The organism is Bradyrhizobium sp. RD5-C2 (assembly GCF_019972155.1).
GTDB lineage: Bacteria > Pseudomonadota > Alphaproteobacteria > Rhizobiales > Xanthobacteraceae > Bradyrhizobium.
Map to the genome: position 1 here is coordinate 136,132 of NZ_BOVL01000022.1, position 17,799 is coordinate 153,930.

At 65.4% G+C, this 17,799-nt stretch carries 16 protein-coding genes; 7 read left to right on the forward strand and 9 right to left on the reverse strand.

Features of this window, described 5'->3' with window-relative positions; translation table 11 throughout:
• Nucleotides 1-113: 113 nt before the first annotated feature.
• From BraRD5C2_RS29430 to BraRD5C2_RS29440, 3 genes are all read right to left on the reverse strand, one after another.
• A complete protein-coding gene (locus BraRD5C2_RS29430; protein ID WP_223974603.1) occupies nt 114-917 on the reverse strand; it encodes an NAD-dependent protein deacetylase in 804 nt (267 codons plus the stop codon).
• A 67-nt stretch (nt 918-984) separates the two neighbouring features.
• Complete coding sequence (locus BraRD5C2_RS29435; RefSeq protein WP_463671636.1) at nt 985-2,148, reverse strand: LysM peptidoglycan-binding domain-containing protein; 1,164 nt, start codon at nt 2,146-2,148, stop codon at nt 985-987.
• Between the two features lie 232 nt (nt 2,149-2,380).
• Nucleotides 2,381-2,587 carry a hypothetical protein gene (locus BraRD5C2_RS29440; protein ID WP_097676551.1) on the reverse strand — a complete coding sequence of 69 codons (207 nt, stop codon included), beginning with the start codon at nt 2,585-2,587 and terminating at the stop codon, nt 2,381-2,383.
• Nucleotides 2,588-2,881: 294 nt separating this feature from the next.
• On the opposite strand from BraRD5C2_RS29440, the gene BraRD5C2_RS29445 reads away from it, so the two are divergent.
• Complete coding sequence (locus BraRD5C2_RS29445; protein WP_097676550.1) at nt 2,882-3,124, forward strand: hypothetical protein; 243 nt, start codon at nt 2,882-2,884, stop codon at nt 3,122-3,124.
• A gap of 122 nt (nt 3,125-3,246) precedes the next feature.
• On the opposite strand, the gene BraRD5C2_RS29450 is transcribed toward BraRD5C2_RS29445, so the two are convergent.
• Nucleotides 3,247-3,711: an Lrp/AsnC family transcriptional regulator gene (locus BraRD5C2_RS29450; RefSeq protein ID WP_223974605.1), complete on the reverse strand. Its 465-nt coding sequence runs from the start codon at nt 3,709-3,711 to the stop codon at nt 3,247-3,249.
• A gap of 161 nt (nt 3,712-3,872) precedes the next feature.
• Between BraRD5C2_RS29450 and BraRD5C2_RS29455 the strand changes: the two genes are divergently transcribed.
• The 3 genes from BraRD5C2_RS29455 (at nt 3,873) to BraRD5C2_RS29465 (ending at nt 6,727) form a co-directional block, all read left to right on the forward strand.
• Nucleotides 3,873-4,886, forward strand: coding sequence for a 1-aminocyclopropane-1-carboxylate deaminase (locus tag BraRD5C2_RS29455; RefSeq protein ID WP_097676548.1), 1,014 nt, complete (start codon nt 3,873-3,875; stop codon nt 4,884-4,886).
• Between the two features lie 129 nt (nt 4,887-5,015).
• Nucleotides 5,016-5,261, forward strand: a complete 246-nt coding sequence (locus BraRD5C2_RS29460) for a hypothetical protein (protein WP_223974975.1) — start codon at nt 5,016-5,018, stop codon at nt 5,259-5,261.
• 203 nt (nt 5,262-5,464) lie between these two features.
• Nucleotides 5,465-6,727 carry a S1C family serine protease gene (locus tag BraRD5C2_RS29465; RefSeq protein ID WP_223974606.1) on the forward strand — a complete coding sequence of 421 codons (1,263 nt, stop codon included), beginning with the start codon at nt 5,465-5,467 and terminating at the stop codon, nt 6,725-6,727.
• Nucleotides 6,728-6,742: 15 nt separating this feature from the next.
• Here the strand turns inward: BraRD5C2_RS29465 and BraRD5C2_RS29470 are convergent, their stop codons facing one another.
• The 4 genes from BraRD5C2_RS29470 to recQ form a co-directional block, all read right to left on the reverse strand.
• Nucleotides 6,743-7,672, reverse strand: coding sequence for a metallophosphoesterase (locus tag BraRD5C2_RS29470; protein WP_223974607.1), 930 nt, complete (start codon nt 7,670-7,672; stop codon nt 6,743-6,745).
• An 82-nt stretch (nt 7,673-7,754) separates the two neighbouring features.
• Nucleotides 7,755-9,503: a flavin-containing monooxygenase gene (locus BraRD5C2_RS29475; RefSeq protein WP_223974608.1), complete on the reverse strand. Its 1,749-nt coding sequence runs from the start codon at nt 9,501-9,503 to the stop codon at nt 7,755-7,757.
• A 167-nt stretch (nt 9,504-9,670) separates the two neighbouring features.
• Nucleotides 9,671-10,363, reverse strand: coding sequence for an alpha/beta hydrolase (locus tag BraRD5C2_RS29480; RefSeq protein WP_223974609.1), 693 nt, complete (start codon nt 10,361-10,363; stop codon nt 9,671-9,673).
• Between the two features lie 144 nt (nt 10,364-10,507).
• On the reverse strand, nt 10,508-12,376 hold the full coding sequence (recQ, locus tag BraRD5C2_RS29485) for a DNA helicase RecQ (RefSeq protein WP_223974610.1): 1,869 nt from the start codon (nt 12,374-12,376) through the stop codon (nt 10,508-10,510).
• 133 nt (nt 12,377-12,509) lie between these two features.
• Between recQ and BraRD5C2_RS29490 the strand changes: the two genes are divergently transcribed.
• The 3 genes from BraRD5C2_RS29490 to BraRD5C2_RS29500 are packed head-to-tail and all read left to right on the forward strand — an operon-like array spanning nt 12,510 to nt 16,560.
• Complete coding sequence (locus BraRD5C2_RS29490; protein WP_223974611.1) at nt 12,510-13,853, forward strand: cytochrome c; 1,344 nt, start codon at nt 12,510-12,512, stop codon at nt 13,851-13,853.
• Nucleotides 13,850-14,341 (forward strand): (2Fe-2S)-binding protein, encoded by a 492-nt coding sequence (locus BraRD5C2_RS29495; RefSeq protein ID WP_223974612.1) that lies wholly within the window; start codon nt 13,850-13,852, stop codon nt 14,339-14,341. Before BraRD5C2_RS29490 ends, BraRD5C2_RS29495 begins: the two co-directional genes overlap by 4 nt.
• Nucleotides 14,338-16,560: a xanthine dehydrogenase family protein molybdopterin-binding subunit gene (locus BraRD5C2_RS29500; RefSeq protein ID WP_223974613.1), complete on the forward strand. Its 2,223-nt coding sequence runs from the start codon at nt 14,338-14,340 to the stop codon at nt 16,558-16,560. Before BraRD5C2_RS29495 ends, BraRD5C2_RS29500 begins: the two co-directional genes overlap by 4 nt.
• 6 nt (nt 16,561-16,566) lie before the next feature.
• Here the strand turns inward: BraRD5C2_RS29500 and BraRD5C2_RS29505 are convergent, their stop codons facing one another.
• Nucleotides 16,567-17,787: a DUF2235 domain-containing protein gene (locus BraRD5C2_RS29505; protein WP_223974615.1), complete on the reverse strand. Its 1,221-nt coding sequence runs from the start codon at nt 17,785-17,787 to the stop codon at nt 16,567-16,569.
• Nucleotides 17,788-17,799 lie beyond the last annotated feature (12 nt).

The window sequence follows — 17,799 nt, forward strand, 5'->3', positions numbered from 1 at the left end:
GACAAAATTGCAGAGCAATTTTTCGCTGAAGCGACGAAGCAATCCATGCTTCAACGTGTGCGGCACGATGGATTGCTTCGCTTCGCTCGCAATGACGGGGAGAGTGCGGCGCGCTACAGCAAAAACGCCAGCGCGGTCTCGCAACTATCCTCGACCTTGAGCGTGAGCAGCTCGTCGGCGCGGGTGCGGCCGAGATTGACGGCGGCGATCGGCAAGCCGCGCTGCTCCGCCATCCGGACGAAGCGAAAGCCGGAATAGACCATCAGCGAGGAGCCGACGATCAGAAGAGCGTCCGCTTGCTCGAGATGCGCCTGCGCCGCCGCGACGGTATCGCGCGGTACGTTCTCGCCGAAGAACACCACGTCGGGTTTCAGCACGCCGCCGCAGGCCTCGCAGGCCGGCACCACGAATGACGAAAAATCCTGCTCGAGATCGGCATCGCCGTCGGGGGCGTCAGTGGCATCGAGCGTGAGCCAGGCCGGATTCAGCCGCGCCAGTTCGCCTTGAAACTGCTCGCGCGGCATCGTCGCGCCGCAGCCGAGGCAGCGCACCACATCGAGCCGGCCGTGCAGGTCGATCACGCGCTGGCTGCCCGCGGCCTGGTGCAGGCGGTCGACGTTCTGGGTCAGCAGCAGCTCGCAGCGGCCTTGTTGTTCGAGCTTCGCCAGTGCGCGATGCGCACCGTTCGGCGCCGCGCGGCCGAACCGCCGCCAGCCGACCATGCTGCGCGCCCAGTAGCGCTGGCGCGTCGCCGCCTCACCCAGGAATGCCTGGATCGTCACCGGCGGCGTCCGCTTCCAGTTGCCGTCACTGTCGCGATAATCGGGAATGCCGGAATTGGTGCTGCAGCCGGCCCCGGTCAGGACAAACAGGCGCTGGTGGCCGGCGACGAAATCCTCGAGGGCGGGGTGCTGCATGGCAGCACATCTAGTGCTGAGCAAGCGCGTGCGCCAGACCCACTGCGCCGCTGGCCGAATGCCGGCCTCAACGCGCAGGCATGACGAACACCTGGCCGGGATAGATCAAATTGGGATTGCGGATCTGCCGCGAATTGGCCCGATAGATCACCGCGTAGCGCTGCCCGGCGCCCAATGCGCGCTGGCTGATCCGCCACAGGCTGTCGCCGCGGGCGACGGTGGTCGTCGCGATCTTCGCCACGATCACGGCGGAGGGTGAGCTCAACGTAGCGGTGGTTGCCGCCGCGAGCTGCGGCGTGGTCCCATCCGTACGAGCGGACGCCGCCGCAGGTACCGGGATCGATGCGGTCGTCGTCGTATCCGGAACGTTGAACGGCACCTCGGCCCGTGCACGGACCTTGCCGGAGCCGAGGTCGACGTCGTCAAGCCGGATCCGATAGTCGCCGGTCGTCACGCCCTTGTTGATCGTGACCGAAAGGTGCCCCGCCGCGTCGGCAGTCGCGGATGTGATCAAGCTGTCGTTGAGATAGAGCCTGACGGTCGCGCCGGGAGTTGCCTGAGCGCTGACATGGAGCTTTCCGCCGGGTTCGGCCTGGACGGCCTCGACAGCCACCTTGCCGGCCGCCGGTGAGGTGGGCGCAGGTTGCGACAGTACCCGGATCGGCTTGTCCGGCGCCATCAGCGCCACCATCGGCCGCTCGCTGGCCGCAGCATCGAGCGCCACGGCCACGCTCTGCTTGGAGGTCACCTGCTTGCCATCATGCGTGATGCGCAGGGTGAGATCGTAGTTTCCCGGCGGAAGCGGGCGCGGCACCATCACGAACTGGCCGGACTTGTCCGCTACAGCGCGATCGTGCACCTCGCCATTGCGCAGCAATTCCACCGTCGCGCCAGGGAGCGCTCGGCCGGCGACAACAGTCGCGCCGGTCGGCTCGATGTTGACGACGTCGAACTCCGGCACTGCGTTGCCGTCCGGTGTCGGCGACGGTCCTGCCAACGCGTTGGCCAGCGCCGCGGTCTCGGTCTGCGCCCTTGCCAGCGCAGTCTTGTCCTGTTTTGCCGCGTCCTGGTCTTGCGCGGGAGCCGCTGGCGCTGTCGCCATCAACCGCGTGCTCACGCCCAGGATCTGCTGGGTCTGGTGAATGCCGAAGATGAACGCAGCCGTGCCGCCGGCCGCAAGTGCCAGCAACGGTATGGCCAGTCGCATCGCCGTGACGTTCATGACTGTCATCCCCGGATGAATCTACCCGCGCAGCCGCGCGGGCGACCCTGCAGCCCTGTGGGGAGGTTCAGGAGAGACTGCGCCGATTTGCGCGGCCCATCAAGTCGAATGAAAGGACTACTCCTCTCGGGCGGCTCGCCCGAGCTGCAACGGCCGGGTTGATTTCCCGCTTGCACTCCGGGATGCTCGCTCACGGTCCGCGGCAGGTGGCATGCGCCGATTTTCGGCGGCGCTGCGTTGCCTACTGCGAATACGACAGCTGCTCTTCCGTCACCACGCGCTCGATATTGCCTGCCTTGCTCCTGATCCGGTACCGAAGCCGCCCGTCTGCTTCGATCGGCATGCGTTGAACGATGGTGTAGACCGCCGGCTCATCGGCCTCAGCTCGACCTTGCGGGCCCTGGGCCCGGTGGCGAACGTCCTCATTCAGCTTGTAGGCATATGACATCTGTCCACCTCTGCAGTTGGGGGCTCTCACGCAGGACTGTGCTGTGACGCAATGGAGCTTTGGCTTCCCGTATGGACGCGACTTGCTGGTTCGACAGCCGCGTCAGGCCTCTCCGGAGTCCGCAGGAGCACATTGGGCACATTGACCGAATCCGGTGCAAATAGCCACCGAAACCTCGCCTTCGACGAAGGATGCGTGAGAGCGTCGGAACGGTTCCCGGTCGTTTTGCGGCCTCAATTGCCATTTGATCGCCGCAGGCAGATGCTGCCAGCCAATGATACAAGGGAGAGCAACATGAGCAAGGCAGGTCTCGACCACCGGCATCCCAACAAGGACGGTGAGATCAGCGGCAAGCACGGAAACACGCTGCTGCGTACCTTGCGCAAGGTTTACGGGCCGGGTTTCGCGGCGGGCTATCCCGAAACCGAGAAGCTGAGCGATGTCCTGGCTGCGCTGAACGAGACCTCGCTGAGCCAGCTCCGTCGCGATCATCAGACCGGCCATCTGGCGCACAAGATCGACAAGGCTTCGAAGTAGGTTGCCGAGCGGAGCCAAGCATGGTCCGGAAAAGTGCGAAGCGGTTTTCCGAAAAGATCATGCTAGAACCAGAATCTGAAGCGCGATGACGATTCAACCCAATCCCATCGCGCTTTAGCTTCTCAGAACTCCAGCGCCGCATTGTCCACCACCTCCTTCATCACGAAGAAGGTGCGGGTCTGCCGCACGCCCGGCAGCGCGATCAGCTGGTCACCATGGATGCGGTTGAAATCCTCCATGTCGCCGGCGCGGATCTTCAGGAAGTAATCGAAGTCGCCGGCGACGAGGTGGCAGTCGAGCACGCATTTGAGTTTCGCCACCGCCTGCTCGAAGCTCGCAAAGCTCTCCGGCGTCGAGCGGTCGAGCACGACGCCGACCATCACCAGCGTGCCCATGCCGACCTTGCGCGGCGCCACCATGGCGCGGACGCCGCTGAGAAAGCCCTCGTCGAACAGCGCCTGGGTCCGGCGATGGCAGGTCGCGGGGCTGACGCCGACCTGATCGGCCAGCTCGGCGTTGCTCAGCCGGCCGTTCTTTTGCAGCAATCTCAACATCTTGAGGTCGATGCGATCGAGTCGGGCGGACATGGAAGAATCTCTCACTATTGGTCATATTGGTGAAAGAAACTACATCATCACGACGAAATTCAGCAATCTTCAGTAATCACGGGGGCCGAGTTAGAGAGCACCTTTCGCCGTCGGAGTGATAGTTCTGGCCGCCGTTCCAGATCACCAAAGAGGATGCCAGCATGCTGGAGAAGTTCGCGCGCTACCCGCTCACCTTCGGGCCGACCGCCATCGAGAAGCTCGATCGGCTGTCAAAGCATCTCGGCGGCAAGGTCGAGCTCTATGCCAAGCGCGAGGATTGCAATTCGGGCTTAGCCTTCGGCGGCAACAAGCTGCGTAAGCTCGAATACATCATCCCCGACGCGATCGCCTCCAACGCCGACACGCTGGTGTCGATCGGCGGCGTGCAGTCGAACCACACCCGCATGGTCGCGGCGGTCGCGGCCAAAATCGGCATGAAGTGCCGGCTGGTGCAGGAAAGCTGGGTGCCGCATGAGGACGCAGTCTACGACCGCGTCGGCAACATCCTGCTCTCGCGCGTGATGGGCGCGGATGTGCGCCTGGTCGACGACGGCTTCGACATCGGTATCCGCAAGAGCTGGGAGCAGGCGATCGAGGAAGTGAAGGCGGCGGGCGGCAAGCCCTACGCGATTCCGGCCGGCGCTTCCGTGCACAAATATGGCGGGCTCGGCTATGTCGGCTTCGCCGAAGAGGTGCGTGCGCAGGAGCGCCAGCTCGGCGTCAAGTTCGACTACATCGTCGTCTGCACGGTGACCGGCTCGACCCATGCCGGCATGCTGGTCGGCTTCGCCGCCGACGGGCGCGCGCGCAACGTGATCGGCATCGACGGTTCGTTCACACCTGCGCAGACCAAGGCGCAGGTGCTGTCGATTGCGCAGAACACCGCAAAGTTGGTCGAACTCGGCCGCGACATCGTCGAGGATGATGTCGTGCTGATCGAGGACTACGCGTATCCCGCCTATGGCGTGCCGTCGGAAGAAACCAAGGCGGCGATCCGCCTAAGCGCTCGGCTGGAAGGCATGATCACCGACCCCGTCTACGAGGGGAAGTCGATGCAGGGCATGATCGATCTGGTGCAGAAGGGTTTCTTCCCGGCCGGATCGAAGGTGCTCTACGCCCATCTCGGCGGCGCGCCGGCGCTCAACGGCTACGCCTACGCGTTCAGGAACGGCTGAGGCGATCCCGTTTCGTAGCCCGGATTTCGCTTCGCTGCATCCGGGCTACGCCACTACCATGTCAGGTCGGCGTCAGCTTCTCCCGATATCCTGCCCAAGCCGGGCGAGTCGGGAGACCTTCGCGTGAGGATGATGAATGCGGCCGGCCGAGCCATTGCCGCGCTCGGCGTCGGCATCGTTGCGGTGGGGCATTGGTTTTGGGCTTACCAGAGCCATGGTCATACGCCGCGCGCTCGCCTGCTGGCGATGAACAGCGAGATCGAGCTCTATGCCGGCATCTTCCTGATCGGCGTCGGCGTGCATGCCTTCGCATCCCGCTATTGGTTCAGCGATCCAAATCCGCCGACGCAGTCTTCGGTTCGGGAGCCGCAATAGCGTCCGCCCGGCTCGGCGAGGAATGTGTCCGGGTTGACATCTTAGGAACAAAATAGGAACATGCCTTCTGTAACCAGAGGGTGTGGCGATCGCCTCATCCGCGGCGGTATTGCGTGGCCGCTCGACCAAAGGCCAAGCCGCACACCACTTGCGGATGAATTTCTTCGCCTCCTATAAGGGGTTGTGGCTGGGGAGTGCATGTCATGAGAGTTGCGATCTGGGCGGCCGTGGTGGCCGCGTGGCTATTTGCGTCCGCAACTCCATCGAGCGCCCGCGGTCCCTACGGCTCGATCACGGTCGGCAATTGGAAGGGCGGCGCCTTCACCGACGACAAGAGCGGCGCGTTCACGCATTGCTCGGCGGGGAGTACCTACCAGAGCGGCATCTTCTTCATGGTGGCGGTTGCCGCGAATGGCAGCTGGCGGCTGGGCTTGGCTCATGACAGCTGGCGCTTGAAGCCTGGCGAAGCCTTTCCGCTAGCGCTGACCTTCGACGGCCAGCCCGCGTTCAATGTCTACGGCATGCCGCTCGGCGAGAAGCTCGTGAATGTCGAGATGCCGGTGAATTCGGCGCTGATTAATCAGTTCCGCAAGGCGCGGCAGATGACGGCTTTCGCGCAGGGACAATTGTTTCAGTTCAACCTCAATCAGACCGCGCAATTGCTGCCGGCGCTGCTCAACTGCGTGGTCTCGGTGAAGAAGAATGGCGTCGCCAGTGCCGGCGAATTCGCGGTCGCGACCAAGCCCGCGGCCGCGCCGCCGCAGGCTGCGCCGAACCCGCCGCCACAGAAGCAGGCGAAGTCCGGGACCGGGACCGGCTTCGTGGTCAGCAGCAGCGGCCATGTCATCACCAACCATCATGTCGTCGACGGTTGCAGCGAGATTACCGGAAACCTCAGCGGCGAGGCGCCGGCCAAACTGCGGCTGGTGTCCAGCGATGAAACCAACGATCTCGCGTTGCTGCAGGCGCCGTCCCCGTTCAAGGATGTCGCCAAGATCAGGCAGAATGCCATTCTGGTCGGCGATGGCGTGGTGGCGATCGGTTATCCCTATCACGGACTGCTGACGTCCGATTTCACCGTGACGACGGGCATCGTCTCTTCGCTGAGCGGTATCCTTAACGACACCCGCTTCCTGCAGATCAGCGCCGCGGTGCAGCCGGGCAACAGTGGCGGACCGCTGTTCGATCTCGGCGGTGGTGTGGTCGGCGTCGTCGCCGCGAAGCTCGACGCCGTCAGGGTCGCGCGGGCAACAGGAACCATCCCGGAGAACATCAACTTCGCGATCAAGACCGGGGCGTTGCGTGACTTCCTCGACAACAGCGCGGTGCAGTACCAAAGTGCCGAATGGCATGATGCGACAAAGCGGGAGACGTCCGAGATCGCAAAGGCCGCGCGCGGCTTTACGCTCCTGGTCACGTGCAAGGTGAACGAACAAGCTGCCGGCGCGAAGAAGCCGGGGAATTGATGTCAGCGCGGCGGTCTATCGTGTCACTCGCCGAGCCGCCGCAGCGTATGCACCGTGATCTCGGCCGGGCAATTGAGCCGCACCGGCGCCAGTGTAGCCGGCAAGCGTCTGGAAGCGCCAGGCGCCCCGGCCCATCCTGCGCGGCAGCCGCGCCTCCAGCTTGATCGCGATACCGCCGGGCAGGCAGAGCTGACCGCCATGGGTATGGCCGCTCAGCATCAGGTCGAAGCCGGCCGCGGCCGCCTCGCGATAGGATTCCGGCGTATGCGCGAGCAGGATCGAGAACGCATCGCGCGGGATCGCCGCGGCAGCCTTTGCAATGTCGTCGGTGCGATAGAAATGCGCATCGTCGATGCCGGCGAGATGGATGGTCGCGCCGTTGCGCGTGATCGGCTCCTGCTCGTTGAACAGCATCCTGATGCCCATCGCCTCCAGCGCCGGCGTCATGCGGATGCTGTCGTGATTGCCGAGGATGCCGTAGAGCGGCAGCTTGATGCGCGCGCAGAGATCCCTCATCAGCGCGAGGCTGGTTTCGAACGCGCCAAACGTCTTGCCGCGATAATCGCCGGTGAGGACGCAGATATCGCAGGCGATAGTGCGGACGATGTCGGTCAGATGCCGCATCGCGCCTTGGCTGATGTCGGCATGGAGATCGCTGAGATGAAGGATGATGAAGCCGTCGAAGGCCGCCGGCAGGCGCGTCGACGTCACCAGATTGTGCCGCACCTCGACCCGGTCGGCGTTGCGCCGCGCGCGGCCATGGAGGCCGGCCAGCTTGAGCGCGGTCTCGATGACCCACGGCGCCAGCTTCCAGTTCTCGACGTTGAATAGCAGTGTGCCCTGGCCGAACAGCTGCTTCTCGTGCGCGGCCTCGATTCCAAGCCGGCGCACAACGTGATCCGCGCCGATCCGCTCGACCAATCCCTGCAATGCCGTGTCGGCCATCGTCCCCCGTGCGGCCCGCGATGCGAAGCGCGGGCCGGCACGACACTATCACGCGCAATCCCGGCCGGGATACCGCTGAGGTTCAGACCATAGGGACGCGCTTGGCGGCGACCGCGGCCGGCGAGATCACCTCGATGTCGAGCGGCACCTGCCAGCGCTCGGTGAAGCGGACCTGCGGCGGCGCGTTGCCTTTGCGGGCACCCTGCAGCACGAAGCCGTCATAGCCCGAATTCATCACCTCATTGCATTTCTGCACATAGATCGGGAAGCCGCCGATATAGGGCATGAACACGCGGGGACGGCCCGGGATGTTGGCGCCGACATACCAGGAGCTACAGGTCGAGCGCAGCGAGACCGTGGAGACGTCGTTGACATGGGCGACCCAGGCGTCCTCGTCGTCGCGCACCGCCTCGATCGTGTCGGCGCCGACGTCGCGCATGTGGCCGATGCAATCTGCCAGCCAGTCGACATGCTGCTCGATCGCCTGGATCATGCTCGCCAGGACCGACGGACTGCCGGGCCCGGTGATCATGAACAGGTTCGGAAATCCTTCCGAGGCGAGACCGAGATAGGCGCGCGGGCCGGCGCGCCATTTTTCGGCGAGCGTCTGCCCGCCGCGGCCGGTGATCGCGATCTTGTCGAACGAGCCCGTCATGGCGGCAAAGCCGGTGGCGGAGACGATCGCATCGAATTTGTATTCGGTGCCGTCGACCACGATGCCCTCGGTGGTGAACCGCTCGATCGGTGTCTTCGACACGTCGACCAGCTTCACATGCGGCAGATTGTAGGTCTCGAAGTAGTTGGTATCGACGCAGAGCCGCTTGCAGCCGAACACGTTTCGAGGGGACAGCAGCTCGGCGGTGGCAGGATCCTTGACGATGCCGCGGATCTTCTCGCGCGCGAAATCGGCGATGGTGTCGTTGGCGGCCTTCTCGAACAAGAGGTCGCCGAACGCGCCGAGGAAGGGCAGGCCGCCGCGTTGCCAGGCTTCCTCATAGAGGCGCTCGCGTTCGTGCTCGCTTGCCTGCAATGCGGGCTGGGCGTTGAACAGGAAGTAGAACCCGGTCGGGCGCGCACGCGCCTTCGCACGCAGTTCCGGATAATGCGCCTTGGCTTCCTTCAGATATTCCGCCGACAGCCGCTCGTTCCACGCCGGGACCGACCAGGTCGCGGTGCGCTGGAACACGGTGAGCTCCGACGCCTGCTGCGCGATGATCGGGATCGACTGGATCGCGGACGAGCCGGTGCCGATGACGCCGACGCGCAGGCCGGTGAAGTCGACACCCTCATGCGGCCATTCGCCGGTGTGATAGATCGGCCCGCGGAAATCCGCCATTCCGGGGAAAGCAGGGCGGTTCGGCGCCGACAGGCAACCGACCGCCATGATGCAGAATTTGGCAGTGACCTTGTCGCCGCGATCGGTCTCGATCAGCCAGCTGCCTGCTTTCTCGTCGAAGGTTGCCGCGGTGACGCGGGTGTCGAACACGATCTGGCCGCGCAGGTCGAAGCGGTCGGCGACGTGGTTGGCGTAAGCGAGAATTTCGGGCTGCGGAGAATATTTCTCCGACCAGCTCCAGTCCTGGTCGAGTTCCTCGGAGAACGAGAAAGAGTATTGCAGGCTCTCGACGTCGCAGCGCGCGCCGGGATAGCGGTTCCAGTACCAGGTGCCGCCGACGCCGCCTCCGGCCTCATAGACCCGCGCGGTGAAGCCGAGCCCGCGCAGCCGATGCAGCATGTACATGCCGGCGAACCCTGCGCCGATCACGACGGCGTCGAACGTTCCAGTTTCGGCAGGGCGCGCAGCCTTGCGCGCGGTGCTCTCCTGAGCCATGGCCCGTCTCTTCCCTATCTCTTGTCGTTAAGTCTTGGTCACGCCTCGTTGGACGCGACGACCGAAAGATTAGGGCGAGGGCGGCGCGGCCCGCAAGCGCATGCGCTGCCACGCCGGGTATGGCTCCTATGCCGCGGCGCCGAGGGCTGCGGTATCCGGGCGCTGCGTCAGGCGAGACTCGTCGCGGCCTCGTCGATGAAGGCGGTCACCTCGACAGGCTTCGAGGCCAGCGAGGCGTGGCCGGCAGCGAGCGTGATGATCTTGCGGGGCTTCATCCGTTCCGACATCCGCTTCTGATTGTCGGGGTTGATCATCCGGTCTTCGCTCGAAATCTGGTACCAGGCCGGTTTCTTGCGCCAGGCCGGCGCGGTGATGTTGTTTCCGAAGGTGCTGGCAAGCGGCGCCTTCTGGGTGACCGCCATCACCAGCGCTTCATCGGCAGGCAGGTCCTGGCAGAAGCTCTCGTGGAATTTGTCGGGCTTGATCCAGAGATAGCCGTCGCTGTCGGGCGCAAGATTGGCGATCGCAGCCGGCGGAAGCGCTTGGCTGATGCCCCCGGGGCTCTCGCCGGCGTCGGGCGCGAAGGCGGCGATATAGACGAGACCCGCGACATTGGGCAGGTCGCCGGCCTCGGTGATGACGGCGCCGCCATAGGAATGGCCGACCAGCAGCACCGGACCGCTCTGCTGCTTGACCATCTTGCGCAGGCGATCGGCGTCGTCGGCGAGTGAGGTCAGTGGCATCTCGACCGCTTGCAGGCCAGTGTGCCCCTTGCGCGTGAGCGCAACGATCACCTTGCTCCAGTGCGCCGCACCTCCCCAGAATCCGTGAACCAGAACGATCGTCGGCTTGCTGCTCATGCTCGGCTCCTCTGGTGGATGAATTAAGGAAACGCGGTCAGGATGAGCGGGTGCCTGGCTGCCGTCAACGAGACAAAGCGCGGGGGCACCGCGCCGGTGTCACGTTGTCGTCACCGAGGCGAGGCAGTCGCCGATGCCGATTGTTCAGTCGTCGTTGGCCTTCACGATCCGGATCAGCTCGTCGCCGTAATGCTCGAGCTTCTTGTCGCCGATCCCGGCGATGTTGCGCAGCTCGTCCAGCGTATCCGGACGCATCGCGGCGATGCCGTCGATGGTCGAATCGTGCAGCACCACATAGGCCGGCACGCCGCGCTGCCGTGCGACCTCCGAGCGCCAGGCGCGTAGCGCCGCATGCAGCGCTGGGCTGGCGATCCCGCCGGGGCTGTCGGCGGCGGGCGCGAGCTCGCCGCGGCGCGACTTGCCGCGGACCGCGCGGTTACGCGCGCCTTCCGGTTGCTCGCGCAGCATCACCGCGGTCTCGCCCTTCAGCACGCCGCGGGCGCTGTCGGTCAGCTTCAGCGCGCCGAAGGCGTCGCTGTCGGCGCGCAGATGGCCCATCGCCACCAGCTGGCGCAGCACCGCGCGCCACTGCTTCTCATTGAGCTCGCGGCCGATGCCGAACACCGACAAGTGGTCGTGGTTGAACTGCTTGACGCGTTCGGTCAGCCGACCGACCAGCACGTCGATCAGGTGCATCGCGCCAAACCGCTGCCCGGTGCGATAGGCGCAAGAGAGCAGCTTCTGCGCCAGCACCTTGCCGTCGCGGACCCGCGGCGGCGTCAGGCAGTTGTCGCAATTGCCGCAGCTTTCATCGGTGCGGGTCTCGCCGAAATAGCCGAGCAGGCGCTGCCGCCGGCAATGCACGGTCTCGGCGAGCGCAACCAGCGCATCGAGCTTGCCGATCGAGACACGCTTGAAGGCGTCGGAGCCGGTCGATTCGTCGATCATGCGGCGCTGCTGCACGATGTCGGAGAGACCGTAAGCCATCCAGGCGGCCGACGGCTTGCCGTCGCGCCCGGCGCGTCCGGTCTCCTGGTAGTAGGCCTCGATGCTCTTCGGCAAATCGAGATGCGCGACGAAGCGCACATCGGGTTTGTCGATGCCCATGCCGAACGCGATGGTGGCGACGATCACGATGCCGTCCTCATTGAGGAAGCGGTCCTGATTCCGGGCGCGCACGCTGGCGTCGAGCCCGGCGTGATAGGGCAGCGCGGGAATGCCGGCCTCGCTGAGCGACGCCGCGACGTCCTCGACCTTGGCGCGCGACAGGCAATAGACCACGCCGGCGTCGCCGGCATGGCGCTCCTTGATGAAGTTCTTCAGCTGCGCGGTGGCGTTCTGCTTGTCGACGATCTCGTAGCGGATGTTGGGGCGGTCGAAGCTTGCAACGAACTCCGGCGCGTCGGTGAGTGACAGCCGCTCGGCGATCTCCTTTCGCGTCAACGCGTCCGCGGTCGCCGTCAGCGCGATGCGCGGCACTTTCGGGAAGCGCTCGGTGAGCGCAGACAGGCCGATATATTCCGGGCGGAAGTCATGGCCCCATTGCGAGACGCAATGCGCCTCGTCGATCGCAAACAGTGCGATCTGCGCCTGGTTGAGTAGATTGAGGCAGCGCGGCGTCAACAGCCGTTCCGGCGCGACATAAAGCAAATCGAGATCGCCGGCGAGCAGCCGCCGTTCGACTTCGGAGGCTTCCTGATAGGACAGCGTCGAATTCAAAACCGCAGCGTTGACGCCGGCCTCGGTGAGACCCGCGACCTGGTCGCGCATCAGCGCGATCAAGGGCGACACCACGATGCCGCAGCCATCGCGCAGCAGCGACGGCAGCTGGTAGCACAGCGACTTGCCGCCGCCGGTCGGCATCAGCACCAGGCAATTGCCACCATCGGTGACGTGGCGGACGATCTTTTCCTGCGCGCCGCGGAAGCCCGACAGGCCGAACACGGAACTGAGCACGGATCGCGCGTCGCGGGGCGGAGCGGATGCATGATCGAGGGCGGGCTGGGCGGTCATGATCCCTTGCTTGATCCCTTGGGATTCCCCCGGATTTCCTTGGGGTCAACAGGCGGTGATCGAGGTCTTCTGGCCGAACGATACCGGAACGAAACGTGTTAATACACGTCCCAACAACAAACTCAATTCACGCATGGCCGGTCAGCTGCGGATCATCACAGGCATTGCCGCGATCGTGCTGGTCGCCGGCGCAGCCGTGGGCGCTGCGATCGCCTGGCGGCCGCAGATCGGGGCCATTGCGCCGCCCCGGCCGGACACTTTCGATCCCGACATCGTCAAGCGCGGCCGTGATCTCGCGGCGATCGGCAATTGCAACACCTGTCATACCGTGCAGGGGGGTGGGAACTATGCCGGCGGGCTTCCGGTTCCGACGCCGTTCGGCACCATCTTCTCGTCGAACATCACGCCGGACGGCGAGACCGGCATTGGTGGCTGGCCGGAGCAGGCGTTCGTCCGCGCGATGCGCTCGGGCGTCGCCCGCGACGGCCGGCATCTCTACCCGACCTTTCCCTATGACCATTTCACCAATGTCTCCGATGCGGACGACCGGGCGCTCTACGCGTTCCTGATGACGCGACAGCCGGTGCATGCGTCGCCGCCGGCGAATCAGCTGGCGTTTCCGTTGAACCATCGGCCGCTGATTGCCGGGTGGAAGTTGTTGTATCTGCGCAGCGGCGACGTTCTTTCCGATCCGGCGAAGGGCGCCGAGTGGAACCGCGGTGCCTATCTGGTCGAGGGGCTCGCGCATTGCGGCGCCTGCCACACGCCGCGCAACGCGCTCGGCGCCGAGCGGGTGAATGCGCAGTTCTCCGGCGGCGACGTCGACAATTGGCACGCCTATGCGCTGAACGACGCCTCGCACGCCTCGGTGCGGTGGACGGCTGACGCCTTGTACGCCTATCTGCGCCACGGCTGGCACAGCGATCACGGCACTGCACGCGGGCCGATGGCTGAAGTGGTCGGCAATCTGGCTGATGTCGCCGACAGCGACGTGCGCGCCATCGCCGTATACATGGCCGATATCTCGGGTGCGCCGGTGCCGGATCGCAAGCAGCCCGCTGATGCCGTGGCGCAATCGGCATCAATGGACGCAGCGCAAGCCAACGCCGCGGGCGCGGCGATCTATGCTGCGGCCTGTGCGGCCTGCCATGAAGGCAATCGGGCGCTGCCCTATGGCGGCGTCAATCTTGCGCTCAGCACGGCGATCGCAGGCCCCGATCCGCGCAACCTCGTCAACATCGTGCTGGCGGGCATCGGTGCCGTCGCGGGCGAGCGCAGCCCGATCATGCCGGGCTTCGCGGCCAGCATCGACGACGCGCAGATGGTTGCGCTCGCGAACTATCTGCGTGTCCGCTTCGGCAAGCAGCCGGCGTGGAACGATCTCGACAAGGCCGTGCGCGAGGCGCGCGCGGTGCAGGCCACGTCGCTTGCGGCGCGCGACGCGCCTGCGGACTCCAGACAGCGAGGCACGCCATGACGACATTGAAGGTCAATGGCCGGGATCATCAGGTCGATGCCGATCCGGATACGCCGCTGCTCTACGTGCTGCGCAACGATCTCGCACTCAATGCCGCCAAGTTCGGCTGCGGGCTCGGGCAATGCGGCGCCTGCACCGTGATCGTCGACGGCAAGGCAGTGCTGTCCTGCGTCACGCCGCTGCTGCTCGTCGAAGGCAAGCAAGTGACGACGCTCGAAGGGCTCGGCACGGTGACGGCACCGGCGCCGATCCAGCGCGCCTTCATCGAGGAGCAGGCGGCGCAGTGCGGCTACTGCATCGCCGGGATGATGATGCGCGCGCAGGCGCTCCTGATGCGCAACCCGAAACCATCAGATGCACAGATCCGCGCCGAGCTGGAGCCGAATCTCTGCCGCTGCGGCACCCACATGCGCATTCTCCGCGCGGTGCATCGCGCCGCGAGGCTGATGGATACGGCCGATGCCGCAAGCGACAGGAGCGTGCGATGACCGCGCCGGTGGTGCTCGATCGCCGCAGCGTGCTGGCCGGCAGCGGCGCGCTGATCGTCAGCTTCTCGTTCCGCCATGCAGTTGCGCAGGAGCAGAAGGCTCAAGGCCCGAAGCTGCCGGGCAGTCTCGCGACCTCGCCCAATCTAGATTCCTGGATCCGGATCGATGCCGATGGCCGGATCACGGTCTTCACGGGCAAGGCCGAGCTCGGCCAGGGCTTCCGGACCGCATTCCAGCAGATCGCGGCCGAGCAGCTCGATATTCCCTTCGAGGCGCTGAAGGTGATCACGGTCGATACAAACCTCACGGCGAACGAAGGCTACACCTCCGGTAGCCATTCGATGCAGGACAGCGGCACCGCGATCCTGCACGCCGCGGCGCAGGCGCGTGCGCTGCTGGTCGCGGAGGCAGCGCGGCGGTTCGACCTGCCGCCCGATAGCTTGCGGACCGAGAATGCGACGGTGGTCGCCCCCGACGGCCGGCGTCTGGGTTATGGCGAACTCGTCGCCTCGGACATGCTGCATGTCGAGGCGCAGCCGGCGTCGCGCCTGAGGGATCCGGCGAGTTTCAAGGTGATGGGCCAGCCGGTGCCGCGCGTCGATATTCCAGCCAAGGTTACCGGCGGCGCCGCCTATGTGCAGGACATGCGGCTTCCCGGCATGGTTCATGCGCGCGTGGTGCGTCCGCCGAGCTACGGCGCGCAGCTGATCGAATGCGACACGGCCGCGATCGAGAAAATGCCCGGCGTGGTCGGAATCGTGCGCGACGGCAATTTCCTCGCCGTGGTGGCGGAGAGGGAATTTGCCGCGGTCAAGGCCATGCACGCGCTGTCAGCCGCGGCGAAATGGCGGGAGAGTGCGAAGCTGCCGAACCAGCGGGATCTGGCAAATGTGCTGACCGCGCTGCCGTCGCAGGACTTTGCAATTTTCGAGCGCTCCGATCCCGCGGTGAGCGGCACGCGATCGCTCGAAGCAACCTATACGCGGCCCTATCAGTCGCATGGCTCGATCGGGCCATCCTGCGCGGTCGCGCAGCTCGTCGATGGCGCGATGACGGTGTGGACGCATACGCAAGGCGTCTATCCCGACCGGCAGGCCATCGCCGAGATGCTCGGCATGCCGCAGTCGAACGTCCGCCTGATCCATGTCGAAGGCTCCGGATGCTACGGCCATAACGGCGCCGACGATGCCGCGGCCGACGCTGCGCTGATTGCCCGCGCGCTGCCCGGCCGCCCGGTCCGGGTGCAGTGGATGCGCGAGCAGGAGCACGGCTGGGAGCCGTATGGCCCGGCGATGGTGACCAGGCTGAGCGCCTCGCTCACGACCGACGGCAAGATCGCCGACTGGAATTTTGCGGTGTGGAGCAACACGCATTCGATGCGACCGGGCGGCGCGGGCTCGCTGCTTGCGGCCCAGCACATCGCGCGCTCGTTCGCGGTGCCTGCGCCAAAACCGCTGCCGCTGCCGGAGGGCGGTGGCGATCGCAACGCGATCCCGATCTACAATTTCCCGAACGCGCATGTGATGCATCACTTCATTCCCGCGATGCCGCTGCGGATATCGGCGATGCGCGCGCTCGGCGCCTATCACAACGTGTTTTCGATCGAGAGCTTTATGGACGAGCTGGCTGATCTCGCCGGCGCCGATCCGGTCGTGTTTCGCCTCAAGCATCTCGACGATGCGCGCGGCCGCGCGGTGGTCGAGAAGGCCGCCCAGGAATTCGGCTGGAGGCCCGGCGAGCGGGCGCCGCAAAATCGCGGCTATGGCTTTGCATTCGCGCGCTACAAGAACCTCGCCGCCTATTGCGCCATTGCGTCCGAGGTGGAGGTCGATCGCGAGACCGGCCGGGCTCGCCTGGTGCGCGCGGTCGCTGCTGTCGATGCCGGCCAGGTCGTCAATCCGGACGGCATCGCCAATCAGGTCGAGGGCGCGATCGTGCAGTCGGCGAGCTGGACGCTCTATGAGAGCGTCACCTTCGATGAAGCAAGGATCACCAGCATCGACTGGCAGACCTACCCGATCCTGCGCTTCAATGCCGTGCCCGACAGCATCGCCGTCCACATCATCAACCGCCCCGGCCAGCCGTTCCTCGGCAGCGGCGAGACCGGGCAGGGCCCGGCCGCTGCGTCGCTCGTCAATGCCATTGCGCGCGCGACCGGCAAGCGGTTGCGCGACCTGCCGCTCAGCCGCAAGCGGATCAAGGACGCGATCGACGCGTAAAATCTGTCAGGCCGACGGAGCGGGCGGCGCCGGTGGTGGCGTCATTGGCTCGACCTTGTAGGTTTTTGGCAGGTTGATCGGCTTGTAGGTCGAGTCTTTATCCATGCGCTCAATCACCGAGCTATGGATGGTCGCGCCTTCCGGAATTGGCCGCGGCTCGCCGCGCGGCAGGTAGAAGCCGAGGAAGGACTTCCGTTCCGGCCATTCCTTCCATTTGTCGCTCTTCGGAATCCATTCCAGGATTTCCCAGGCGGCGGTCAGCGAATTGTGCAGCGGAGCCGTCGCGCTCGGCGGCACGTAGTCGTGCTTGTGCGGCGGCAGCGGCATGCCCCATGCGAGATGATCGATCAGCGCCTGATCCATGTGCAGCCCGGCGGCCCTGGCCTGCTCGAGCATCCAGATCAGCGGAAATTTTGACGGCCCGCTCTGATCCTCGGGATAGCCGCCGCCGACGTCGGAGTGCACGCCAGCGAACCAGACCTGGCGAATGTCCTGCTCCACCTCCGTCGCCGGATCGAACGGGTCGGAGCGGAACTTCTGCGGCTCGATCCAGCGGTTGAGGCGGAACATGCGCCTGCGTTCGTCGATCGAGATCGCCTGGCGGAAGCGTTTGACGCTGGAATTGGTGCGGGTGAACAGCAGCGTCTGGAGATCGAACAGGAAGTTGTCCTGCCGCGGCACGATGATCGAGGCTACGGTATCCCAGACTCCGACGAACTCGATGTCGATGTTGCGCCCGCCGGCGATCTGGCTGAAGTGCCAGACTTCCTTCAGCGGGGTAGGGTCAAACGTCCCGTCGGACTTCTGGGCGTCGGAGCTGGCCTTCTTGTAGGTGCCGAAGGCGTAGCCGGCGAGGTCGAGCTGGTCGACCGGCAACAGGCCCATGACATGGACGAAGGCCGCCAGCGTACGCACCGTATAGGCGCCGCGGCTGAAACCGAACATCCAGACCCGGTCGCCGGGCTCCCAGAGCCGGCATAGAAACCGGTAGGCACCGAGCGTGTCCTCGTCGAGACCGGCGCCGAAGGCCAGCCCGAACAGGCCGCGTACCTCCTGCTTAAAGCGGCCCCAGCTGTTCTGCAGGCCGATCGTGCCGAGACCCGGATGATAGTAGATGCGCTGCCGGTCGTCCTTGTCGGCGACGCGAAACAGCTTCAGCACGTTGGAAATGTTGGCGCCGATCTCGTTGCCGGTGCCGTCGCAACAAATCACAATATCCTTCGGCATCCGTTGCCCCCG